The 23,984-nt window shown below is 46.4% G+C and carries 17 protein-coding genes; 10 read left to right on the top strand and 7 right to left on the bottom strand.

Annotated elements, in window-relative coordinates; translation table 11 throughout:
• The first annotated feature begins 101 nt into the window (after positions 1–101).
• A complete protein-coding gene (locus ABZR88_RS19935) occupies positions 102–2,486 on the top strand; it encodes a prolyl oligopeptidase family serine peptidase (RefSeq protein ID WP_107827714.1) in 2,385 nt (794 codons plus the stop codon).
• 403 nt (positions 2,487–2,889) lie between these two features.
• Here the strand turns inward: ABZR88_RS19935 and ABZR88_RS19930 are convergent, their stop codons facing one another.
• The 6 genes from ABZR88_RS19930 to ABZR88_RS19905 form a co-directional block, all read right to left on the bottom strand.
• Positions 2,890–4,581 (bottom strand): sodium/sugar symporter, encoded by a 1,692-nt coding sequence (locus ABZR88_RS19930; RefSeq protein WP_107827713.1) that lies wholly within the window; start codon positions 4,579–4,581, stop codon positions 2,890–2,892.
• A 443-nt stretch (positions 4,582–5,024) separates the two neighbouring features.
• The gene (locus ABZR88_RS19925) at positions 5,025–5,657 is read right to left on the bottom strand and encodes an ATP-binding cassette domain-containing protein (RefSeq protein ID WP_107827712.1); all 633 of its coding nucleotides are present in this window, start codon (positions 5,655–5,657) and stop codon (positions 5,025–5,027) included.
• Positions 5,658–5,758: 101 nt separating this feature from the next.
• Entirely contained in the window at positions 5,759–6,541 is a 783-nt protein-coding gene (gene lpxA, locus ABZR88_RS19920) for an acyl-ACP--UDP-N-acetylglucosamine O-acyltransferase (RefSeq protein ID WP_107827711.1), read from the bottom strand.
• A 30-nt stretch (positions 6,542–6,571) separates the two neighbouring features.
• Positions 6,572–7,966 (bottom strand): bifunctional UDP-3-O-[3-hydroxymyristoyl] N-acetylglucosamine deacetylase/3-hydroxyacyl-ACP dehydratase, encoded by a 1,395-nt coding sequence (locus ABZR88_RS19915; RefSeq protein ID WP_211309763.1) that lies wholly within the window; start codon positions 7,964–7,966, stop codon positions 6,572–6,574.
• A gap of 170 nt (positions 7,967–8,136) precedes the next feature.
• Positions 8,137–9,177, bottom strand: coding sequence for a UDP-3-O-(3-hydroxymyristoyl)glucosamine N-acyltransferase (gene lpxD / locus ABZR88_RS19910; protein WP_107827709.1), 1,041 nt, complete (start codon positions 9,175–9,177; stop codon positions 8,137–8,139).
• A 204-nt stretch (positions 9,178–9,381) separates the two neighbouring features.
• On the bottom strand, positions 9,382–10,614 hold the full coding sequence (locus ABZR88_RS19905; protein WP_107827708.1) for an HD domain-containing protein: 1,233 nt from the start codon (positions 10,612–10,614) through the stop codon (positions 9,382–9,384).
• 145 nt (positions 10,615–10,759) lie between these two features.
• Between ABZR88_RS19905 and ABZR88_RS19900 the strand changes: the two genes are divergently transcribed.
• The 5 genes from ABZR88_RS19900 to ABZR88_RS19880 all read left to right on the top strand — a co-directional run bounded on the left by ABZR88_RS19900 (position 10,760) and on the right by ABZR88_RS19880 (position 19,480).
• Positions 10,760–12,313 carry a bifunctional response regulator/alkaline phosphatase family protein gene (locus ABZR88_RS19900; RefSeq protein ID WP_107827707.1) on the top strand — a complete coding sequence of 518 codons (1,554 nt, stop codon included), beginning with the start codon at positions 10,760–10,762 and terminating at the stop codon, positions 12,311–12,313.
• Between the two features lie 262 nt (positions 12,314–12,575).
• Positions 12,576–12,998: a tRNA (adenosine(37)-N6)-threonylcarbamoyltransferase complex ATPase subunit type 1 TsaE gene (tsaE, locus tag ABZR88_RS19895; protein ID WP_107827706.1), complete on the top strand. Its 423-nt coding sequence runs from the start codon at positions 12,576–12,578 to the stop codon at positions 12,996–12,998.
• A 54-nt stretch (positions 12,999–13,052) separates the two neighbouring features.
• Positions 13,053–14,279, top strand: a complete 1,227-nt coding sequence (locus tag ABZR88_RS19890) for an alanine dehydrogenase (protein ID WP_107827705.1) — start codon at positions 13,053–13,055, stop codon at positions 14,277–14,279.
• A gap of 52 nt (positions 14,280–14,331) precedes the next feature.
• Positions 14,332–18,081, top strand: coding sequence for a DUF3857 domain-containing protein (locus tag ABZR88_RS19885; RefSeq protein WP_107827704.1), 3,750 nt, complete (start codon positions 14,332–14,334; stop codon positions 18,079–18,081).
• A 400-nt stretch (positions 18,082–18,481) separates the two neighbouring features.
• Positions 18,482–19,480: a YihY/virulence factor BrkB family protein gene (locus tag ABZR88_RS19880; protein ID WP_107827703.1), complete on the top strand. Its 999-nt coding sequence runs from the start codon at positions 18,482–18,484 to the stop codon at positions 19,478–19,480.
• 83 nt (positions 19,481–19,563) lie between these two features.
• Here ABZR88_RS19880 and folP read toward each other — a convergent pair whose 3' ends face one another.
• Positions 19,564–20,427 carry a dihydropteroate synthase gene (folP, locus tag ABZR88_RS19875; protein WP_107827702.1) on the bottom strand — a complete coding sequence of 288 codons (864 nt, stop codon included), beginning with the start codon at positions 20,425–20,427 and terminating at the stop codon, positions 19,564–19,566.
• Positions 20,428–20,629: 202 nt separating this feature from the next.
• On the opposite strand from folP, the gene ABZR88_RS19870 reads away from it, so the two are divergent.
• The 4 genes from ABZR88_RS19870 to ABZR88_RS19855 all read left to right on the top strand — a co-directional run bounded on the left by ABZR88_RS19870 (position 20,630) and on the right by ABZR88_RS19855 (position 23,978).
• Positions 20,630–21,112 (top strand): DUF1599 domain-containing protein, encoded by a 483-nt coding sequence (locus ABZR88_RS19870; protein ID WP_245917004.1) that lies wholly within the window; start codon positions 20,630–20,632, stop codon positions 21,110–21,112.
• 69 nt (positions 21,113–21,181) lie between these two features.
• Positions 21,182–22,345 carry a BT_3928 family protein gene (locus tag ABZR88_RS19865; protein ID WP_107827700.1) on the top strand — a complete coding sequence of 388 codons (1,164 nt, stop codon included), beginning with the start codon at positions 21,182–21,184 and terminating at the stop codon, positions 22,343–22,345.
• A gap of 4 nt (positions 22,346–22,349) precedes the next feature.
• Positions 22,350–23,408, top strand: a complete 1,059-nt coding sequence (locus ABZR88_RS19860) for an ABC transporter permease (RefSeq protein WP_107827699.1) — start codon at positions 22,350–22,352, stop codon at positions 23,406–23,408.
• Positions 23,409–23,423: 15 nt separating this feature from the next.
• On the top strand, positions 23,424–23,978 hold the full coding sequence (locus ABZR88_RS19855; RefSeq protein WP_107827698.1) for a shikimate kinase: 555 nt from the start codon (positions 23,424–23,426) through the stop codon (positions 23,976–23,978).
• Positions 23,979–23,984 lie beyond the last annotated feature (6 nt).

Genomic DNA, 23,984 nt, shown 5'->3' with positions numbered 1-23,984 from the left:
TTTTTGCTTGATGGTTGATAAATCCGTTGTATTAAAATCGGGATGATACTGCAAAATACTATATTGCAGATGGTATTTCTACTCAAACAAAGGATTAACTGATGAAAAAACTCTTTACGCTGCTATTGCTGGCTGCGGGTATGCAATGCTTTGCCCAAAAGCCGGATAAACTCACCCTCGAAGGTATTATGCGCGATCCCAAATGGATCGGCACCTCGCCAGCAAACGTGCAATGGAGCGATGATAGCAGAAAGATCTACTTTAATTGGGACCCGGAAAATACCGGTCGCCCGGCATTATATAGCGTTACTCCTGGCAGTTTGAAACCGCAGAAGGCCAGCATAGACGAACGAAAGGCCATGATACCCAGTGAAGGCAGTTGGGACATGAAGCACATCCAAAAAGTTTTTGAAAAGAACGGCGACATTTTTATGTACGATGGTAAAGCCGGCAAGCAATTACAATTAACAGCTACAACAGAACCCGAAAACAATCCGGTTTTTAGCGACGATGGTGCCCGGGTAATATTTAAGCGAGGCGATAACCTTTACGCCATGAGCATTAACGGAGGTATAACGGTGCAGCTTACAAACTTTGTACACGCGGCAGAAACCCCCGATAACAAAGGGGGGGCGTTAACCGGAACGCCCCAAGATCAATGGCTGCGTAATGAGCAAACAGAATTATTTGATGTTATAAAAAAGCGGGCGCAAACCGAGAAACAAGATGCTGCCGACCGGAGCGAAATAACGCCGGAACCAAGAAAAAAGATTAGCATAGCACAAGGGAAAACACTGAATAATCTTCAGGCTAGCCCTAACCTCCATTATGTAAGCTATAACATAACCCTGACCGCAAAGAATGTAAAGAAGGCGGTAGTGCCTAATTACGTTACCGCATCTGGATATACCGAAGATATACTTAACCGTACCAAGGTAGGCACTCCGCTGGCTACGTCTATGACCTTTGTATATGACACGGAACGTGATACCGCTTATAAAATCAATACGGCAAACTTGCCAGGAATAAAAGATATTCCTGCTTATATGCAAGACTATCCGGAGCGCCAGCAGGCATTAAAGGCGCTTAATGCAGACCGTGCGGTAACGGTAGACGCTCTTTTGTGGAGTGATGACAGCAAAACGGCCGTAGTAATTATTTCGGCACAAGACAATAAAGATCGCTGGATTGCAAAACTTAATCCGGCAACCGGAGTGCTGAACGTGCTCGACCGGCAGCATGACGATGCCTGGGTTGCCGGTCCCGGTATCTCAGATAGTGATGCGGGCAACGTGGGGTGGATTGATCGGCGCCACTTTTACTTTCAGAGTGAGGTCAGTGGTTACTCGCACGTTTACGTGGTGGATGTAAATACTGCCGAGAAAAAGCAAATCACCAGCGGTAAATGGGAAGTGCAAACGTTACAACTATCTCAAAATAAACAAACGTTTTACTTTACTGCCAATATGGATCATCCGGGAGTGTCTGATTTTTACCGGGTACCGGTAACAGGTGGCGTACCCGTTAAATTAACGTCGATGAAAGGTGGCAATGAAATAGCGTTGTCGCCAGATGAAAAATGGCTGGCCATTCGCTATTCCTATATCAGCAAACCTTATGAGCTGTATCTGCAACCCAACAAGCCGGGCGCTAAGGCAGTACAGGTAACCAACTCGGTGAGCGATGAATTTAAATCGCATGATTGGCGCGCACCAGAAGTTTTTACTTTCAAAAACCGTTACGGAACAGAGATTTACGGTCGTGTTTATCTGCCTAAGAATCCGGCGCCATCGCACCCTGCCATAGTGTTTGTGCATGGCGCAGGTTACCTGCAGGATGTGATGTATAAATGGAGCACCGCTTATACGCACGAGTATCTATTTAATAACCTGCTGGCAGATGAGGGCTACACGGTATTGGAGATTGATTATACAGGCAGCGCTGGTTATGGCCGGGATATTCGCACGGGCATCTATCGCCACATGGGCGGTAAAGATCTAACCGATCATCTGGACGCAGTGAAACTGCTGACAGAGAAATACGGAGTTAACCCCAAGAACGTGGGCATCTACGGCGGCTCATACGGTGGGTTTATGACGCTGATGGCCATGTTTACTTCGCCCGGTACCTTCGCCGCTGGTGCCGCCCTACGCTCGGTGACAGATTGGGCGCATTATAACCACGGTTATACCTCCAATATCCTGAACCAACCTTATGATGACCCGAAGGCTTATCAACAAAGCTCGCCCATTAATTTTGCTGATGGTTTAAAAGGCCGCCTGTTGATGTGCCACGGCATGGTAGATCTGAATGTAAATTTTCAGGATATTGTTCGCCTCACCCAAAAGCTCATCGAGCTGCATAAAGACAACTGGCAGTTGGCCCCATACCCGGTAGAAGATCACACATTTGTTGAAGCCAGCAGCTGGTTGGATGAGTATAAGCGTATTTACACGCTGTTTAACGAAACGTTGTTGAAGCAGTAACCGGTTGTTAAAACATTTAACCGTAGAGCCACATGTTTGTGGCTCTTTTTGCGTTGCGGCGTTTGCCTATAGCGAGGGGCTGTCATGTTGATTAATAGAATCCCGGTGGCGGGACTATGAAAGTGCAATGATAAACGAGAGGGCTGTCAGTCTGAGCTGTAGCTTGTCCTGAGTTTATCGAAGGGAAGACTCGCGCGGAAAGGCCCGCCCACCATGCTTCGACGGGGCTCAGCATGACATCCTTTTTTACTTGTCATGGGTAGCTCCATCGAAACAAGTTCGGGATGACTTAAAATTAGAATCCTGTCAATCCTAAAAATCTTCCAAATTCTGGTTCAAACACAAAAAAAGCCCCGCTCATGAGATGAAGCGGGGCCCACTATTTGGTTTGTAATTTGGTTTCTTACCAGAAGATGCTGTACAGCGCTACCAGAATCAGGCCAACAATTAAAGCGCCGGCTGTGAAAGCACGTGATGTTTTGAACATGCTGGTATCAACTACCAGGCCATGTGGATCATCAGCATTTTTGTTGCCGCCTTCAAGGGTTGAGATCAACCACATACCGGCAACACACAGAATGAATACGAAGCCCATACGGTCAAGGAATGGAATTTCGTAAACGCCTTCGCCGTTCAGTTTAGAGAAACCGAATGGCGACAGGAACTGCAGGTTCATCATGTTTGGCAGGAACTTGAACAGTACCGAGAAGCCGAAGCCGCCAATGGTGGCAAACAGTGCGGCTCTTGATGTAGCTTTTTTCCAGAAGAAGCCCAGCAGGAACATGGCCAAAATGCCCGGAGATACGAAGCCGGTATACTCCTGAATGTATTGGAAGCCTTGTTTGCCCTCGCCCATCAGCGCATCGCCAATGATGAGTGACATGATTACGCCCAGTGCCATTGCTACAACAACGGTCATTTTACCCAGGTTAACCAGTTTTTTATCTGAAGCCTCTGGGTTGATGGCTTTTTTATAAATATCAAGCGTAAAGATGGTAGCAATACTGTTTGCTTTACCGGCCAGTGATGCTACGATAGCTGCAGTTAAGGCTGCAAATGACAGACCTTTCATGTAAGTTGGCAGCAGGTTAAGCAGGGCAGGGTAAGCTTTGTTTACGTCTTGCACGCCTTTAGAGCTCAGCATTTCGGTGTGGAACATGCCTTTTTGGTACAATACGTAAGTAGCAATACCTGGCAGTACCACAATAACCGGCATTAGCATTTTCAGGAAGGCTGCGAACAACAGACCACCACGGGCAGTTTTCATGTTAGCACCCAAAGCACGCTGGGTGATGTATTGGTTACAGCCCCAGTAGTTCAGGTTCACAATCCACATACCGCCAATCAGTACTGACAGGCCTGGCAGGTCAAGGTAGTTGGCGTTGTCTTTGTGGAAGATCATGTGGAAGTGCTCTGGAGCCTCTTTCAGCATGATGTTAAAGCCGTTTAACAGGCCGTGTGTGCCTTCTTTTTCGCTCAGCAGGGTAAGTGCAAGGTAAGTAGCTACCAGGCCGCCCAGGATAAGTACAAATACCTGGATAACGTCTGTATAACCAATAACCTTCATGCCGCCCAGGGTAATAATTACCGCAAACACAGCCAGGAAGCCGATACACAGGTTCAAGTCATAACCAGAGATACCATGCAGCGCTAACGCACCCAGGTAAAGGATAGACATCAGGTTAACTACAATGTACAGCGCCAGCCAGAAGATAGCCATAACCATGGCCACAGTGCCGTTGTAACGCTCGTGCAGAAACTGCGGCATGGTGAAGATCTTGTTGCGCAGGTACACGGGAATAAAGAAGATGGCTACCACAATAAGGGTAAAGCCGCCCATCCACTCATAAGTAGAAATGGCCAGACCCATTTTGAAGCCTGAACCACTCATACCGATCATCTGCTCGGCAGAGATGTTAGAAGCGATGAGGGAAGCGCCGATTGCCCACCAGGTGAGCGATCCTTCGGCCAGGAAGTAATCTTTTGAAGTGGCATCGGCATTACGCTTGCTGCGATATACCCAAAAACCATACAGGGAGACGATGATAAAATACAGGAGGAATACCAACCAGTCTCCGGATGCTAATGTTTTCATTTCTTGATAACTCAGGTTTAAATTAGTGTATTATTGACAATTATAATGGTTTATTTCAGCTTAAGCAAGTTTTGCGGTCCTAAATCTAAACTATGTTTTGCGCATTTACAAAAAAATGCGTTTTAATCTCAAACAATCGATTGTCTTGGATATAGATAGTGTAAATTTTACACCGCAAGATAATTAATAAGATTTGTTGATTAAAATGTATTGGAACGAAAAAAAACGAGATTTTTTATGATGAATGGTAACGTTTTCGGGACGGGAAAAATTTTGAATTTGTCATTGCGAGCAGGGGCGTGGAAGGGTTGAGTGCGAAGCAATCTCGTCGCACGCTATTAGTCAGGCGACAAGACTGTTTCGTCGATCCAGTCTCCAAGAGACTACCGTTCCTCACAATGACAATTGGGCCTTAGTTGATGTTGAAGGGAGAAAATAAAGGCCTATTTCTTATAATCCGTAATATGCAGCTGATGATTACAGAAGCTGTACTCGTGCTCTTGATTAGAGCAGATGATCAGCAAGCGATTGGTGGCAAATTTTTGCACAAGACTCAGGTACCAGGTGATGCCCTGGTTATCCAGATTGGAGGTAGGTTCATCCAGCATCAGGATGCGCGTATCAGAGCAAAAGGCCAGCGCCAGCTTGAGGCGCTGTTTCATGCCCGATGAGAAGTATTTAACGGCTTTGTTGCGCGATTTTTCCATAGCCAGCAGGTCAATGATCAGCTGGCGGTCAAAACCTGGCAGAAAGGGCTTGAATTTGAAATGAAAGTCGATCATCTCGCTCAGCGTAAACTCTTCGATCACCTCCAGATACGGGGCGGCCAAACTGAGCTGACCGTAAACCTGTTCAATATCCAGCGGCTGATTGTTTAAGCTAAAATCGATTTTACCTTCGGAGGGAGTGAGGCTGCCGTTAACCACCTGCAGCAGGGTAGATTTGCCTGAGCCATTTGGCCCCAGCACTGCATAACTTTCGCCAGAAACAAAATGATAATCCACCCCCCTGAAGATCCACTCGCGGTTAAAGCGACGGCCAATTTTATCGAGGGAGATTTTTAGTTCATTGTTCATAGATCATGGTTCATGGTAGGAAGGAAGATCATTGTTCATAGATCAAAGTAGGCTTTGCCATGCTCCCGTCTATGAACTATGATCCATGAACTATCAACTAATTAATTATTCCCAAACCCTTTCATGATACCGCGTTGTGAGCCCTGGATAAAGTTCAGGATCTCGTCGCGCTCTTCGGTAGGTCGGAAATCGGCTTCGATGATATCGAGCGCCTTGCTGGTGTTATTGTTACGGATAAACAGGGTACGGTAAATATCCTGTATCTCGTTAATTTTTTCTTCGCTGAAACCACGGCGGCGCAAACCCACCGAGTTGATACCGGCGTATGAAAGTGGTTCGCGGGCGGCTTTAACATAAGGCGGCACATCTTTACGCACCAGTGAACCACCGGTAACAAACGCATGCGAGCCAACTTTTACAAACTGGTGAATGGCCACCATGCCTGCCAGTACCACAAAATCGCCAACGGTAATGTGGCCGGCCAGTGTGGTGTTGTTACTGAAAATGCAATTATCGCCCACAATACAATCATGTGCTACGTGGCAATAAGCCATAATCAGGCAGTTTTTGCCAATAACGGTCTTAAAACGATCGTCAGTCCCCTTGTTAATGGTTACACACTCACGGATGGTGGTGTTATCGCCAATGTGCACGTAGGTATTCTCGCCTTTATATTTCAAATCCTGCGGGATGCCTGAAATAACTGACCCTGGGAAGATGCGGCAGTTTTTGCCAATACGGGCACCGTCCATAATGGTAACGTTTGAACCTATCCAGGTACCTTCACCAATCTCTACATCTTTATGGATAGTTACAAAAGGGTCTATCACTACGTTTTCGGCAATTTTTGCCTGCGGGTGTATATATGCTAACGGCTGAATCATGCTATTCGGTCTGTTATTCAGGGAAATATCTTATTTATATCTTACAATCTGGGCCATCAGTTCGGCTTCTACCACAACTCGTTCGCCAACCATGCCTATGCCTTTCATTTGGGCAATACCACGGCGGATAGGGCCAATCAGATCACAACGGAAAATCAGGGTATCGCCCGGCAGCACTTTGTCTTTAAAGCGCGCATTCTCAATCTTCAGGAACAGGGTAAGGTAGTTTTCCGGATCAGGTACGGTGTTCAGTACCAGGATGCCGCCTGTTTGGGCCATGGCCTCAATTTGCAGTACGCCCGGCATAACCGGTGCGCCAGGGAAGTGACCGGCAAAGAAAGGCTCATTCATGGTAACTGATTTTAAACCTACTACGTGGGTTTTGGTCAGTTCCAGAATTTTATCAACCAGCAGCATCGGCGGGCGGTGCGGCAGTATGTTCATAATCTGCACGGTATCATAAACCGGCTTCATGTTGGGGTCGTAAACTTTTACGTGTTTGCGGCTGCGTTCTTTTTTAATCAAAGCTTTGATCTTTTTGGCAAAAGCCACGTTTGCCGCGTGACCGGGGCGTGCAGCCATGATATGACCTTTCAGCGGAACGCCTACCAGGGCCAGATCGCCAATCATATCCAGCAGCTTGTGGCGTGCCGGCTCATTTTGGTGGCGCAGTTCAATGTTATTCAGAATACCTTGTGGCGCAACTTTAATTTCTTCGCGGTTGAAGAGTTTGGCCAGGTGCTGCAATTCTTCGTTGTTTACATCTTTATCAACTACCACAATGGCGTTGTTCAGATCGCCGCCCTTAATCAGGTCGTGCTTCAACAACATTTCCAGCTCATGGAGGAAACAGAAGGTACGGCATGAGGCAATTTCTTTTCTAAACTCGCTGATAGAAGAGATGCTGGCATGCTGGCTACCCAGTACCGGCGAGTTATAGTCTACCATACAGGTAAAACGATAATCGTCCAGCGGCATAGCTACCATTTCAACCTTGCGGTCGCCCTCAGAGTAGTGGATGTTGTAAGGGATGTGGTAATACTCGCGGTCGGCATCCTGCTCAACGGTGCCAACTTCGGTCAGCGCGTCTACAAAAAAGATAGAGCTGCCATCCATAATTGGCGTTTCGGGGCCGTCAATATCAATCAGCACGTTATCAATTTCCAAACCAACCAGTGCAGCCAAAACATGTTCAACCGTGCTTACGCTGGCGCCGTTCTGGGTAATGGTGGTACCGCGGGATGTGTCGGTAACGTTATCGCAATCTGCATCAATTACCGGCGAGCCGGCAACATCTACCCTGCGAAACTTATAACCATGATTCTCTGGCGCCGGGTTAAAGGTCATCGTAGCGCTTGCACCCGTGTGCAAACCAGTACCCGATACCGACACCGGGCTTTTAATAGTTCTTTGTTTTACGTTCATGCTCATAAACCTCTCCCCGGCCCTCTCCAAAGGAGAGGGAGTTTGATGCATATTGTTATTATTATTTTTATTATTCCTGTTAATCTGTTCTATAAATCAGAGAAAGACCAACGGTATGCTTGCTAATTTCTTAACACCCCGCTTATGAAGCCCCCTCCTTTGGAGAGGATTTAGGTGAGGCTTTTAATTTCTTTAATTAGTTTTTCCAACTCCTGCACTTTACGCTCCAGTTCTGGTAACCGTTGATAGGCTACGTTAGAGCGCATATTGCTGCTGTATGCAAAAGCCGGCGAACCAGCCAATTTGCTGTTTTCTTCTTTTATATTCTTGCTGATGCCGGATTGCGCCTGCACCTGTGTGCCTTTAGCTATGCTGATGTGACCAACCACACCAACCTGGCCCCCCAATATTACGTTCTCGCCAATTTTGGTACTGCCGGATACGCCGGTTTGCGCGGCAATAACGGTATTCTCACCAATCTCCACATTATGAGCAATCTGGATCAGGTTATCCAGCTTAACGCCTTTGCGGATGATGGTTGAGCCCATGGTAGCACGGTCTATTGTAGTGTTTGAGCCCACTTCTACGTCATCTTCAATAATTACGTTACCAATCTGACTTATTTTTTGGTAACTGCCATCAGCCTGCGGCGCAAAGCCAAAGCCATCAGCGCCAATAATGGTGCCCGAGTGAACAATTACCCGGTTGCCCAGCACGCAGTCAAAATAAACTTTTACGCCCGAGAACAGGGTTACATCATTGCCTAGCGTAACGCCATCGGCAATGTAAACGCCCGGATATATTTTGCAGTTGTTGCCAATTTTTACGTTCGGGCCAATGTAGGCAAATGCACCGATGTAAGCATCCTCGCCAACAGTGGCTGTAGGGTGCACAAAGCTGGGCTGTTCAACACCGCTTTTGTTAAGCTTAATGGTGTTGTACATATTGAGCAATACGGTGATGGCGCTGTAGGCGTTTTCTACACGGATGAGGGTAGCATCTACCGGGGCGCTCAGTACCTGGTCGTTGTTTACAATAACAATGGTGGCGCCTGTGGTATACAGATAAGGTTCATATTTAGGGTTAGCCAAAAAGCTAAGCGAGCCTTCGGTGGCTTCCTCTATTTTTGCCAAACGCTCAACGGCGGCTGAGGCATCGCCCTCTACGGTTCCGTTAAGTATGGAGCTGATCTGTTGTGCAGTAAATTGCATCCCGCAAATTTAGTTTTTAATTGATTATGATGTTAATAAAAGTTTAAGAGGGTAGAAAGCATTGTCGCCGTGCATTAAACAGGTTGTCATTGCGAGGAACGAAGCAATCTCCTCGGAGGACAGTCGGACTTGCAAATCAGTCAAGCATGCGACGAGATTGCTTCGTTCCTCGCAATGACAATATAGATAAATCAGTGCGATATTCTATTCTACTTCCAGTCCCTTCACATAACAAGTAATATGCTTCTTCACCGTCTTCGTCAGCGTGCTCAGGTTTGAATAGTCGCTGGCCTCGGTAATGTCTTTTACAGTTTTATCTTTCATCAAAATACGGATGCTGCCATCGCCCACGCGGTAGGCGTTGTTGCGTATCTCGTCCTGAAAAGCAAAATAACGGCTTTCATGCTCGCTTAGTCCATATTGTTTCATGGCCGCTTTTTGCAGTTGCTCCAGGTGATGGTGCGATGCCGGCTTGGCGGCAATATCAACCTTATATAACTTGCGACTGATCAGGTTGCTGCACAGCGTAGACAGGATCTTATCAGTACTGGTAGCCCAGCCTTTAATGGCCGACATGATATCCGCATCATCCAGGCATGCAAATATTTCCAGATGCGTATCATCAGCCATAAACTCTTTCTTGGTGATGTTGCTGGCCAGAAAATGCTGCATGGATGGCGTGGCAAACAACGGAAAACCACTGAGTGATAGTTCGCGCGCGCGTTTCAAAATTTTGCCCAGCATCTGCTCGCCCGCTATTACGGTTTTGTGCAGGTAAACCTGCCAGTACATCAAGCGGCGACTGATCAGGAAGTTCTCTATTGAGTAAATGCCTTTCTCTTCCACCACAATATGGTCATCCTTTACGCTCAACATCTTGATCATACGCTCAGAGCTGATCACGCCTTCGGCAACACCTGTAAAGAAGCTATCGCGGTTCAGGTAATCCATGCGGTCCATATCCAACTGACTCGATACCAGCTGATGCAGGAAGCGTTTGGGATAAGTATCGTTGAAAATATCTATAGCCATTTGCAGCCTGCCGCCAAACTCGGTATTGATGCGGTGCATCATGCGGGTGGAGATATCCTCGTGCGAGATGCCCTGTACAATGCTTTCTTCCAGCGCGTGCGAGAAGGGGCCATGACCAATATCATGCAGTAAAATGGCAACTGTAACGGCTTCCTGCTCTGCAGGAGAAATATCGGCGCCTTTGCTGCAGAGGGTTTCAATGGCGGTGCTCATCAGGTGCATGGCGCCCAGGGCATGGTGAAAGCGGGTGTGCAGCGCGCCGGGATATACCAAGTGTGTCATCCCCAGTTGTTTAATGTAGCGCAGGCGCTGAAAGTAGGGATGCTCAATGAGGTCGAACGCCAAATCTGACGGTATGGTGATGAACCCGTAAACCGGGTCGTTGATGATTTTCTTTTTATTCAAGATGCTTGGATTGATTGCAAAAGTGTCAATTTATGGTAAACAACTAAGTAGATTTTTGTTAATTTTTGTTAATTGGTTTGGGTAAGGATAACAAAAGCCGTCCTTTGCGGTTTATACCTGAACCAAAAGGGTAACATCGAATACTATGCAAGATACCACTATACTTTGGGCCGATGACGAGATCGACCTGTTAAAACCCCATGTACTGTTTCTGAACGAGAAAGGATACAAGGTAAAAACCGTTACCAATGGAAATGACGCTGTTGAAGAATTTAAAAACGGCTACTATGACCTGGTATTCCTCGACGAAAATATGCCCGGCCTTACCGGCCTTGAAACCCTTGCCCAGATCAAAAACATTAACGGCGATGTGCCGGTGGTTTTGATTACCAAAAGCGAGGAAGAATACCTGATGGAAGATGCCATTGGCTCTAAGATTGATGACTATCTCATCAAACCGGTGAACCCTAAGCAGGTGCTGCTCACCATTAAGAAACTAACCGAAAACAAACGCCTGGTGAGCGAGAAAACCACCATGGCCTATCAGCAGGATTTTCGTAGCTTGGGTATGACACTGAACGAGAACTTGAGTTTTCAGGAGTGGGCCGATGTTTACAAAAAGATCATCTACTGGGAACTATCGTTAGAAGGATTGGAAGATGCCGGGATGCACGAGATTTTAACCCTGCAAAAAGCCGAGGCCAACTCGCAGTTTTGTAAGTTTATAGAGAAAAACTATCTGAGCTGGCTGAAACGTGATGATAAATGCCCAACGCTTTCGCCAGATTTGTTCAAACGCAAGGTGTTTCCTAAAATGGATGACCGCGGTCCGCTGTTTTTCATCCTGATTGATAACCTGCGTTATGATCAGTTCCGCATCATCAACTCTATTATCTCAGAATATTTCCGTTTGGAGGATGAAGATACTTATTACAGTATCCTGCCAACAGCCACGCAATATGCCCGCAATGCCATTTTTAGCGGATTGATGCCACTGGAGATGGAAAAACGTTTCCCAGGCATGTGGCAGAATGATGAGGATGAAGGCGGTAAGAATCTGTTCGAAGAGCAGTTTCTGGCAGATCAGCTGAAACGTACCCTGCGTAGAGATTGCAAGTTCTCTTATCATAAAATCCTGAATATTGATGAGGGTCGGGCACTGAATGAGTCGGTTAACAACCTGATGCGCAATGAGCTGAACGTGGTGGTTTACAACTTTGTAGACATGCTTTCGCACGCACGTACCGATATGCAGATGATCCGCGAATTGGCCAGCGATGACGCGGCATACCGCTCGCTAACGCTTTCATGGTTTGAGCACTCGCCGCTGATGGACCTGTTGAAGTTTTTAGCCCAGAAACAAATCCGCGTGGTGATTACTACAGATCACGGTACCATCAAGGTGAAAAACCCAAGCAAAATCATCGGCGATCGTAACACCAACACCAACCTGCGTTATAAACAAGGCAAAAACCTCAATTTTATAGCCAAGGATGTGTTCCACATCAAAAATCCGCATGATGCCATGCTGCCCAAACTACATGTAAGCAGCAGCTTTGTGTTTGCCAAGACTGATAATTATTTTGTTTATCCCAACAACTACAACCAGTTTGTGAATTTCTATAATGAAACATTCCAGCACGGCGGTATTTCAATGGAGGAAATGATTATACCGGTGGCTACGTATGGGCCTAAATAAAATTTGACACTATAACCCTGTTGTCATTCTGAACGAAGTGAAGAATCTTTTCGGACTAGCATCCCGTTATGCTGCTCCGAAAGGATTTTTTCACTTCGTCCAAGAGAGTAGTTCTCCTGTTGGAATGACATAACGTATAAAATCCATAAAGAGCCACAAATATGTGGCTCTACGTTTTTATGGTAGAGACGCATATTTGCGTCTCCCCACCATGTGATAACAATCCGAAAAACAATACTTTTGCGTCTCCCATACTAAATAAATGAGTCACACCGCCATCTCCTACCAACTCCCGGATATTGACGCCGTTGCCAGACAACTGCTTCAAATTTCATCGCCCCACAAAATATTTTTGTTTTATGGCGAAATGGGCGCAGGTAAAACTACGCTGATCAAGGCCTTGTGTAAGGCTTTAGGGGTGGAGGGTACAACCTCAAGCCCAACTTTTTCATTGGTAAATGAGTATGTGGGCAAGGACGGAAAAATCTATCACTTTGATTTTTATCGTCTTAAAAAACAGGAAGAAGCGCTGGATATGGGCTGCGAGGAATACTTCTACTCGGGCAGTTACTGCTTTATTGAATGGCCAGAAAAAATCCCTGATCTATTGCCCGAGCATTATACAGAAGTGCGCATTGCTGAGCAGGCTGGCGGACTAAGGCAAATCACCCTGACTCAGGCCTGATTAAACAATTCCAAAAAATTTGTGTAACTTCAAATTCAGGAAACTACATCTTTCATGAGCTCAGGGATCTATAGTGGATTTTCGGATGTTGCCAAGCAGGCAATGATGCAGCCCCAGGAATCAATGCTGGAGGTTAAGGCCAAAAAGGACAAACTTTACATCGGTATACCCAAAGAAACTTCTTTTCAGGAGAACCGCGTAGCGTTGACACCGCTATCGGTAGCCTTGTTAATTAACAACGGGCACGAAGTAATACTGGAAACCAACGCCGGCAAGGCCGCCAATTTTCATGATAAAGATTACAGCGAGCAGGGGGCCAAAATTGTTTATGATACCAAACAGGTTTATGAAGCTGATCTGATACTCAAGGTGGCGCCGCCTACCTTGCAGGAGATTGCGCTGATGAAGCCTAACCAGATACTGATCTCTACGCTGCAGCTCTCTACCATGACCAAAGAGTGCCTGCAGGCCATGATGAATAAAAAGATCACTGCGCTAAGCTATGAGCATTTGCAGGATGAAGGCGGATCGCTCACCGTTATTCGGGCCATGAGCGAAATTGTGGGTGCTACATCCATTCTAATTGCTGCCGAATACCTGAGCAATGTTTTTTCTGGCAAGGGCCTGATGCTGGGCGGCATTACCGGTGTACCGCCAACCGACGTGGTCATTTTAGGGGCCGGTACCGTTGGCGAGTATGCAGCCCGTACGGCCATAGCTCTTGGTGCGCAGGTAAAAGTTTTTGACCCTTCCATTTACAAACTCCGCCGTTTACAGAACAACATCGGCACCAGGATATTTACTTCGGTTGTTCAGCCCATTGTTTTGGAGAAAGCCATTACCACTTGCGATGTAGCCATTGGCGCCCTGAGGGCAGATGATGGCCGCAGCCCGTGTATTGTGTCTGAATCTACCGTGAGCCGTATGAAGCCCAATTCGGTGATTATTGACGTAAGTATTGACCAGGGCGGTTGTTTTGAAACCTCTGAAGTAACCAACCACACCAAACCGGTGTTTCGTAAGTATGATGTTATTCATTACTGTGTGCCCAATATCGCCTCGCGGGTGGCACGTACAGCTACTTACGCGCTAACCAACATCTTTACCCCGATTTTACTGGATATTGGCGAGCAGGGCGGCATCAAGAACGTAATCTGGCAAACACATGGTGTACGCAACGCGGTGTACATTTACCAGGGGCAACTCACCAACAAGTATATTGGCGATCGCTTCAATTTGCCATGTAAGGATCTGGACCTCTTGATAGTGTCGCGCCATTAATTTACTTTTAAAGAAACTTTCATTTTTAAACTATAATTACACCTAAACCGGTATGACAGCCCCTTCGTTTAGAAGAGCAGCATTATCGCTGTTATTCTCTGTTTCATGCGGCAGTTTGTTTGCACAAACAACCATGCCCAAAGCCTGGCAAGCATTTTTTGAAAACAACCGCGACCAGGCCCGCACGCTTTTCACCCAGGAATTAAACCAACCTGCCACCGCAGGCGATGCCCTGTTGGGCCTGAGTATGCTGGCGCAGCTGGATCGCCCATCGGCCGAAGCATTTAGCTATTTTCAGAAGTTTTACGCGCAGAGCAAGGATCCGCAGCCATTTATCTATGCCTTTTGGGATACCCCGTCTATCAATGCAGATTTTCGTAAAAAATCTCCTGCGCAACTGGCGTTTCTGCAAAATGTGGCCCAGAACAAAAACCTGGATGGTACTATTAATGCCATGGCCAATGCCATGATAGGCAACCACTACCAGGCCATTAAGCAATATGAAAAGGCTGACGAAGCCTTTAAAAATATAGGCTCGGTAGATAACTGGACCATCACCGGTGAGTTTGATAATATTTCTACCAGTGGTTTTGATCGTACCTATAATGTGCTAACCCACCCGGAGCCGAGTGCCGAGTTTGTAAACAAGCGCGGTGCAAAAATTGGCTGGCGCAATGTGCCGCCCATCCGTCATGATAAGTGGGTTGATTTTACTTATTACAACAACTCCAGCAACTCTATTGTATTTGGCCAAAGCTTTGTAAAGGCCGATAATGATACCGAGGCGCAGTTGCGCATCGGCGTGTCGGGCTCAGTAAAAGTTTGGGTGAATGATGAACTGTTGCTTGCCGTACCAGAAGAACGTAACAATGATCTGGATACCTACATTCAAAGCATCAAGCTCAATAAAGGTTATAACCGCATATTGGTGCAGGTGGGTGCCAGCTATATAGAGTCATTGAATTTTTTGGTAAGGTTGACAGATCAAAACGGTCATGTATTGCCGCTAACCAGCACCGCCCAGGCACAGCCATATACCAAAGAGGTGAACTATGTAAGCAAAAACACCGAGACGCCGTCTATCGCCTATTTTAAGGCCGAGATGAAAAAAGCGCCGGATAACTTGCTGCCGCAGATCCTGCTGGCGCAATCTTATCTGCGTAACGATCAAACCTTCGAGGCGCGTCATCTGATTGAGGGTATCCGCAAAAAGTATCCTAACAATACCTACCTCAATATTTTGCTCCTCAATGTATTTAACCGCGAAGACAACCGTACCGGCGCAGAAACCATTAAGGAGACGATCAAAAATACAGATCCGAAATGCAGCGAGGCGCTCATGTTGAAATATGCTGAGTTGTATGAGCAGAAAAATTATGACAAAGCTGCAGAAGTGGTGAAAGAGATAGAAGCAACCTATCCGGAGCAGCAAGAGTTTATTTATTCCTGCAAAATTAACCTGGCCAGCGCTAACAAAAATCAGGAAGAGGTAGTGCGTTTGGGAGAAGAGGCTTATCCCAAATTTCCGGATAACAAAACCTTTGTGGGGCTGGAGTATGCTATACAAAAGCAACTGCGCAATGATCAGCCTAAGGCCCTCAGCATCCTCAAAAAATATGTAGAGAATAACGACGACTATCCGTCGGCCAAAGATCTGGCTGATATTTATTTTACCAACGGCGATAACATCTCTGGTAATAAAGTGCTGGTGCAGGAAGTTACCAATGAGCCTTATGCAACCGGCATTTTTGCCAGTTTGGGTAAAAAATATTATGACCAGCAGCAATATGGCAAGGCCGAAGAAGCTTACCTGAAATGTATGGACCTGGCGCCTACCCGTAGCGCTTACTCTGCATCATTAGGCAAAATTGATGAGATGTCTAACAAAAAGGAACAGGCAATTGGTCATTATCAGCGTGCGCTGGAATTGGATCCGAATGATTACGAGAGCATCCACTCGCTACGCAAGCTGCAGAACAAAAAAGACGTTTACAGCTATTTTGAAGAACCGAATATTGATGCGCTGATCCGCAATGCGCCGAAAGCTTCAGACTACCCGGACGATAACTCGGTGATTTTGAATGAAGAGGTGCAGAAAGTGGTTTATGAGCATGGCGGTTCTGAAGAACGGAAATATCTTACCGTAAAAATACTGACCCAAAAAGGTATTGAAAGCTGGAAAGAATACAGCATTGACTATGATAGCTGGCAGGACCTGACCTTTGAAACTGCCGAAGTAATTAAAGCCAATGGCAACAAAGTACCGGCGGAACGCAACGAGAACAACCTGGTATTTACCAACCTGGAAGCCGGCGATGTAATTAACATTCGTTACAAGCTGGATAACTATTCAAAAGCCAAACTTTCAGGCTATTTCTGGGATGATTTCTATTTCTCGCACGGCCGGCCTTACATAACCAGCAAATACTCGCTGCTGATTGCCAAGAACCAGAAGTTTAACTACAAGTTCTCGCAGAAACCTATCGAGCCGGTAAAAACATCGGCAGACGAGTTTGATCTGTACGTTTGGAAAAATACCAAGCAGGAAAGCTTGCAGTATGAGGATAAGATGCCGACAATTGAAGATGTGGCTAATATTTTATACCTCACCAACATCCCCGACTGGAAGTTTATTGCCGATTGGTATAACGACATTGGCGCTTCAAAAGCCCGTACTGATTATGAGGTAAAAGAGGTGGTAGCCGATCTGTTTAAAGGTAAAGCCAACCTAACCCCAATGCAAAAGGTAGAGCAGATTTACAACTATATTACGGGTAATATCTCTTACAGCTCGGTATCGTTCCGTCAGAGTGGTATCATCCCGCAAAACCCGTCGACGGTGCTTAATACCCGCATTGGCGATTGTAAGGACGTATCTACCCTGTTTGTGGCCATGTGTAAAGAAGCCGGTATAAAAGCTAACCTGGTACTGGTTAAAACCCGCGACAATGGTATGCTGAGCATGCCGCTGCCAAGCATCAACTTTAACCACTGTATGGCCAAGGTGAACATGGATAATAAAGATTATTACATCGAGCTCACCTCACAGTACCTGCCGTTCCGTACCATGTATAACGGGCAGATCAATTCTACCATTTTGGATATTGATCCATCTGCTACAGCGGTTACCAAGTATCTGAACCCAACCACCCGCTACGGTAACGATATTAAACGCAGTACCACCATCACCCTGGCCGATAAAAACATGGTGATTAACGAGCGTACTTATCAAACCGGGGCAATGGCCGCCTATCAGCGTGAGAAATATGGCGAACTATCGCAGAAAGACCGGATGAAGAAAATAAAAGAAGCCATCGCCTCATCATATCCTGACGTAGAAGTGAACAAGCTGGACTACCGCAACGTAGAGCGCACTAACCCGAACGATACCGTGTACGTAACGCTGGATTATCAGTTGAACAACGTAGCCAAGGCCATTGGTGGTATGTCTATCTTCAGCCTGCCGTGGTCAAGTAAAATTTCGGCTAATGATTTGCAGGTAAGTATGCCGCGCACGTCGGGCATTAACCTGGATGATATGTTTTACCTTGATAACGAGACCGAGGTGATTACGGTTAACCTGCCTGCCGGCAAAAAACTGGTAGAGGCGGTTGCCCCGGTTGCATTAAGCAACGATGTAATTGAATATAGCCTTACGCCGAAACAGGTAGGCAATAAGCTAATGCTGACGCGTACCTTTAAGCTGAAGAAAGATTATGTGCCGGTAGAAAAGGTGGCTGAGTTTAATACCTTCTTTAAAAAGATGGTAGAGGCCGATAATAAAGAACTGGCAATGCGCTAATCAAAGCGCCGTTAATATTTGCTGCTGGGGATGTGCGGTGTGCTTTTGGGGCATGCGGCACATCCCCAGTGTTTTTATGGTGTTGCTTGGCATTGGCAAAACTGCACCCTGTAGATAGGTTTGCTGTTAATGGAAGAATGTTAGCGAACTTTTTTAATGTGAATTGTTATTAATTAACTCAAGTTGCAGGTTAAACATATACCATCACGTCATTGCGAGGGACGAAGCAATCTCTGCATTTGCAAAGTAGATTTGCATATCTGAGTATCCTTCGCAGAGATTGCTTCGTCCCTCGCAATGACGCTGTGTGTGTTTAAGATCGGTTTGGTGTTACAAAGTTGTTTAATCCGCACTTGAGTTAATCACATATTAATAAAATACAGTTGTCTGGTTATTGGATATGAAAATTTTTAATCGCGACTTTCTACGTCATTGGTGGAAAATACTGGGAGCCACGTTTAGTGGTTTTATTGCCGACAATGGCTTGAAACTAAGTGCTTCGCTGGCTTACTATACCATTTTCTCGCTGGCGCCACTACTTATTCTTGTGCTCTCGGTTATCGGTATTTTTCTGAAAGATCCGCAAACCCGTATTGATTTCTATCATCAGATTCAGCACTATATGGGTCGGCAGGCCACGCTGCAAATCCAGAGCGTTATTAAAACCCAGGACATTATGGGCAAAAGCGGTATGGGTTTGATTATTGGCGTAGTTACGCTGATGTTGGGTGCCAGCAGTATTTTTATAGAGATGCAAGACTCGCTCAACATCATCTGGCGGGTAAAGGCCAAACCCAGGAAGGGCTGGTTGAAGCTGCTCAAAAACAGGTTTTTGTCGTTCTCGCTTATTGTTAGTTTGGGCTTTTTGCTGCTGGCCTCGCTGCTGGTCAACATCATTATCAGTGCCCTGAGCGATCAGATTGATAAATATCTGCCCCGGTTGCTGGGCCCTCGCCTTTCACATCTGATAGGCGAGACGTTCCTGATGATAGTTAACCTTGGCATCACACTGGCGGTAATTTCGGTACTGTTCTCCATCATCTTTAAAGTGTTGCCCGATGTAAAGATCAAATGGCGCGATGTACGCTCGGGCGCCATCTTTACCGCAGTGTTGTTTGTTATCGGTCAGTACCTTATTAGTTTGTACATCAAATACACTGCACAGGGCTCGGCTTATGGTACAGCTGGTTCTATCATCGTTATTTTGGTGTGGATCTATTACACAGCTGCCATCCTCTACATCGGTGCAGAGTTTACCCAGGTATATGCCGAAGCCCGTGGTAGCGATATTGAGCCTGCCGAATACGCCGTACACGTAGAACAAAAAGAAGTGCTGGAAACAGTACGCCGTTTACCCCCGCAGAATCCGGAATTGAAAGGGGAGTTGAACCAGGATTAAACGAATTTTTAGGATTTACAGGATGTTATAGCAGCATAACATTGGTAAATAGAACATATATCCTGTAAATCCTAAAAATTCGTTTAATCCTGGTTCTCCATCACCGCCTCAAACACCTTCACCGCTTCTACCGCTTCTTTCACATCATGTACCCGCAGAATATTAGCGCCGTTCATCAAGGCAATGGTGTTAAGGGCCGTAGTACCATTTAAGGCTTCGGCGGCTGTGCTACCAATGGTGTGGTAGATCATCCGCTTGCGGGAAATGCCGACTAGCATAGGTAATTCCAGTATATCAAACTCACGCAGGCGACGTATCAGTTCGTAGCTGTGGTGGCTTTCTTTTGCAAAACCAAAGCCTGGATCAATAATCACATCGTGTATGCCCAGCGCTTTCAGGGCGTGATATTTAATGGCGAGGTAATCCAGTACTTCGGTAAAAAGATCGGTGTATTGCGCCTGCTGAACCATGTTTTGCGGGGTGCCTTTCATGTGCATCAGTATATATGGCACTTTTAGGCGGGCTACGGTGCTAAACATGGCTTCGTCTAATTGTCCGCCGGAGATATCGTTGATGATATGTGCCCCCGCGTTAACAGCCGCCTCGGCAACAGAGGCGCGAAAGGTATCTATAGACATTATTGCTTCGCCAAAGTTTTTGACAATGGCTTCTATAACAGGTAGCAGGCGGTCGGTTTCTTCCTGTGCTGAAATGTCCACCGCTCCCGGACGAGAGGAATATGCCCCCAGATCAATAAAGGTAGCGCCATCGTTCAGCATCTTCTCAGTTTGCTGCAGGGCGTCATCAATAGCCGGTTTGCGGCTGCCAGCATAAAATGAATCAGGGGTAAGATTGATGATGCCCATCACTTTGGGGCGGGTCAGATCAATCAGTCTTCCGCGGACGTTGATGGTAAGCTTTTTTTGAAAAAAAATTTCTGATGACATTAGGTGAACCGTATCTGTTAGCGGTTGTAAAGTTACTTTATATATTTGCAAACAGAACTCAATATTGATGAGAGACTTCCGTTCTGGGAGAAGCATCGGGCCGAATGGCTGCGCGATTCATCAATGTCTTTCAAAATATATCACATTGAAAAATACATCGTCAGAATACGATGCAGTTATTGCACACTGCAAAAGCCTGTTCATGAAGAAAACACGCGATTATGGCACTGCCTGGCGCATCCTTCGTCCGTCATCTATCACCGATCAGATTTTTATCAAAGCCCAGCGTATTCGTACGCTGGAAGAAAAAAAAGTATCGAAAGTAGGCGATGATATTACCGGCGAGTACATCGGCATCATTAACTACTGCATTATTGCCATGATGCAGCTGGAAAGCACCGACGAAACCCCACTGGAGCTTGACCCTGGCGCAGTGGAAAAAGATTTTGACGGCAAAGCGAACGAGACCAAAGAACTGATGTTTGCCAAAAATCATGATTATGGCGAGGCATGGCGCGATATGCGTATCAGCTCGTTAACCGATCTGATACTGATGAAAATTCTGCGTGTAAAACAGATTGAAGATAATCAGGGCGCAACCCTGGTATCAGAAGGGGTGAAGGCCAATTATCAGGATATGCTCAATTACTCAGTTTTTGCACTGATAAAATTAGGAGTGGCCTGATTTCGGATTTCGGAATTCGGATGTTCGATTTCGAATTTAATGAGTACCATAATAGCATCTACCACAACTATGACAAACAATAAAACAACTGCCACACTGGTTTGGATATGCCGTATTGCGGTAGGGCTGCTCTTTATCTTCTCCGGACTGATCAAGGCTAATGATCCGCTGGGCTTCTCGTATAAACTGGAAGAGTATTTTGAGGTTTTACATCTCACCTTCTTCAGTAACTACTCGGTACTTATTGCGGTTACGCTTTGCGCGTTGGAGATGATATTGGGCTTTGCGCGGCTGATTGGCTATAGCTCGGTGCGAGTGGCCTGGGGTTTGTTGTTGCTCATCATCTTCTTTGCCTTCCTTACCTTTTACTCGGCCTATTTTAAAGTGGTGCAAACCTGTGGCTGTTTTGGTGATGCTATTCCGTTGACGCCATGGCAGTCGTTCAGTAAAGACCTGGTGTTGCTGCTGCTCATTTTGGTGCTGTTTGTTCACCGCAAAGGTATTCAGCCGGTGTTTGCAAAAAAGACGGGTTCACGGTTGTTCCAGGGGGCGGTTATCATATCGTTCGGTGTGGGTTTTATGACGTATAATTTTGGTCCTGTGATTGATTTTCTGCCTTACAAGGTTGGTGCTAATATCCCTGACGAGATGAGAATCCCGCCGGGTGCCATGCCTGATGAATATGAGCTGACCTACAAGCTGGAGAATAAAGCCACGCACGAAAAGAAAACCATGACCAATACCGCTTACCTGAAATCGGGCATTTGGAAAGATAATAACTGGGAAGTAAAAGGCGACCCGGAGAGCCGCCTGGTGAAGAAAGGTTTTACGCCTAAGATCCCTTACCTGCAAATTCAGGATGCGCAAAAGAACGACTACCTGAACGAACTGATGGATAACCCGTTCTATAGCCTGGTAATTGTAGCGTATGATCTGAAGCATACCAACGTTAACGCTATTGGCAGGATCAACGCCCTGGCCGCCAACTTGCATCAGGATTATAACACCCGTGTGGTATTGCTCACCGCCACCACGCCCGAGGATGCCGAGGCTTTTGCCAAAGCCAACCACCTGGTAACAGAACTGTTTTATGTAGATGAGGTGCCGCTGAAAAGCATGGTACGCTCCAATCCCGGCGTGCTGCTGATGAAGAAAGGCACCATAGTAGATAAATGGCACTACCACATGGTACCCAGCTATGATGCGCTGGTGAAAAAGTATTTTAGAAAGTAACCCAATGATACGCTACCTGCTCGGTAAAATCGGGTATGCTGCGGCCGTGATGCTGGGCATAGTGGTAGTGGTGTTTTTTCTTTTTAATATCCTCCCGGCAGATCCTGCCCGCATGACGCTGGGTCAGCGTGCCGATGTGCAATCGCTGCAAGCCGTGCGTCATGAGTTTGGGTTGGACAGGCCCGTGCCGGTACAATTTGCCTTTTATCTGAATGATCTTTCGCCCGTAGGTATTCATGGCGATAATCAGGAAGAGCAGCAACGCTACCGTTATGTGCGCTTGTTCCGGGTGTATAAAGATCATGTGCTGGTACTCAAGTGGCCTTATCTGCGCCGGTCATACCAAACTCATAAGGATGTAACTACACTGCTGATGGAGGTAATCCCCAATACGCTCATTCTGGCAACTACAGCTATGCTGTTTGCCATTGTGATAGGCGTGTTGCTGGGCGTGCTGAGTGCCGTGCATCAAAATACCTGGATTGATAAACTGTCAGTAGGGTTTAGCATCATCGGTATTTCGGCCCCTTCTTTTTTTGCGGGGATTATTATTGCGTGGCTGTTCGGCTTTGTGCTGAGTCGGTATACCGGGCTGGATATGTCGGGCAGCTTATACAGTTATGATCCGTTTAAGGGCGAGGTGCTCAACCTGCGTAACCTGGTGCTGCCCATGCTCACCCTCGGATTGCGCCCGCTGGCTATCATCGTGCAACTGACCCGCAGCGCCATGCTGGAAACTTTGGGTCAGGATTATATCCGTACCGCTCGTGCCAAGGGTTTGGGCCGTAACGTTATCATCTATAAACACGCCCTGCGCAATGCGCTGAACCCGGTGATCACCGCTATTGCCAACTGGTTTGCATCGCTCTTGGCGGGATCTTTCTTTGTAGAATACGTTTTTGGCTATAACGGACTGGGCAAAACTACCGTTGATGCCTTGGCTTCATCAGATTTCCCGGTGGTGATGGGCTCTATTCTGTTTATTGCTTTTATATTTGTAGTTATCAGTATTTTGGTTGATGTGGTTTACCGCTGGGTTGATCCGCGTGTAAAACTGCAGTAACCACCTTTTTTTAATATGACTAACGCTAACGCACCTGACGCATCTGCGCACCGCATTTTCCTGATTGGTTACATGGGTTGCGGCAAAACTACCTGGGGTAAAAAACTGGCCGCGCGCCTTAACTATGCTTTTGTAGATCTGGATACCATCCTGGAAGAAAAAGAGGGCATGACCATCCCCGAGTATTTTACCACCCATGGCGAGGCTGCTTTCAGAAATCTGGAATCAGCGATCCTTAAATCAGGCGATTATCCGCAGCGCGCTGTGATATCAACAGGTGGCGGTTTGCCTTGTTTTTTTGATAACCTGGAATGGATGAATGCCAACGGACAAACCATTTATATGAATTTGCCACCGGCAGTATTGGCCAGCAGACTGGATAACGGCAAAGACGAGCGTCCCATCATCCGCGGCAAACACGGTGATGAATTAATCGCCTTCATTGAAGAAAAACTCGCCGAGCGCGAAGGTTTCTATACCCAGGCACAACACACTATCAACGGCATCAATATGTCTGTTGAGCGTTTGATGGATGAGTTGGGTATTGAGCATCCGGAAGAGAACGTTTAAAAATCT

Origin of the sequence: Mucilaginibacter yixingensis (assembly GCF_041080815.1) — a bacterium.
Lineage (GTDB): Bacteria > Bacteroidota > Bacteroidia > Sphingobacteriales > Sphingobacteriaceae > Mucilaginibacter > Mucilaginibacter yixingensis.
Note: the sequence above shows the minus strand (reverse complement) of the source record. Positions and strands in the feature narration are given on the sequence as shown.

Bases quoted from the DNA above. Each gene is read 5' to 3' on its own strand.
- ABZR88_RS19935 (WP_107827714.1), top strand. From the start codon at position 102: ATGAAAAAACTCTTTACGCTGCTATTGCTGGCTGCGGGTATGCAATGC.
- folP (WP_107827702.1), bottom strand. From the start codon at position 20,427: ATGTCATCAGAAATTTTTTTTCAAAAAAAGCTTACCATCAACGTCCGC.
- ABZR88_RS19915 (WP_211309763.1), bottom strand. From the start codon at position 7,966: ATGAACGTAAAACAAAGAACTATTAAAAGCCCGGTGTCGGTATCGGGT.
- ABZR88_RS19880 (WP_107827703.1), top strand. From the start codon at position 18,482: ATGAAAATTTTTAATCGCGACTTTCTACGTCATTGGTGGAAAATACTG.
- lpxD (WP_107827709.1), bottom strand. From the start codon at position 9,177: ATGCAATTTACTGCACAACAGATCAGCTCCATACTTAACGGAACCGTA.
- ABZR88_RS19885 (WP_107827704.1), top strand. From the start codon at position 14,332: ATGACAGCCCCTTCGTTTAGAAGAGCAGCATTATCGCTGTTATTCTCT.
- lpxA (WP_107827711.1), bottom strand. From the start codon at position 6,541: ATGATTCAGCCGTTAGCATATATACACCCGCAGGCAAAAATTGCCGAA.
- ABZR88_RS19870 (WP_245917004.1), top strand. From the start codon at position 20,630: ATGAAGAAAACACGCGATTATGGCACTGCCTGGCGCATCCTTCGTCCG.
- ABZR88_RS19900 (WP_107827707.1), top strand. From the start codon at position 10,760: ATGCAAGATACCACTATACTTTGGGCCGATGACGAGATCGACCTGTTA.
- ABZR88_RS19860 (WP_107827699.1), top strand. From the start codon at position 22,350: ATGATACGCTACCTGCTCGGTAAAATCGGGTATGCTGCGGCCGTGATG.
- ABZR88_RS19855 (WP_107827698.1), top strand. From the start codon at position 23,424: ATGACTAACGCTAACGCACCTGACGCATCTGCGCACCGCATTTTCCTG.
- ABZR88_RS19930 (WP_107827713.1), bottom strand. From the start codon at position 4,581: ATGAAAACATTAGCATCCGGAGACTGGTTGGTATTCCTCCTGTATTTT.
- ABZR88_RS19925 (WP_107827712.1), bottom strand. From the start codon at position 5,657: ATGAACAATGAACTAAAAATCTCCCTCGATAAAATTGGCCGTCGCTTT.
- ABZR88_RS19865 (WP_107827700.1), top strand. From the start codon at position 21,182: ATGACAAACAATAAAACAACTGCCACACTGGTTTGGATATGCCGTATT.
- ABZR88_RS19890 (WP_107827705.1), top strand. From the start codon at position 13,053: ATGAGCTCAGGGATCTATAGTGGATTTTCGGATGTTGCCAAGCAGGCA.
- tsaE (WP_107827706.1), top strand. From the start codon at position 12,576: ATGAGTCACACCGCCATCTCCTACCAACTCCCGGATATTGACGCCGTT.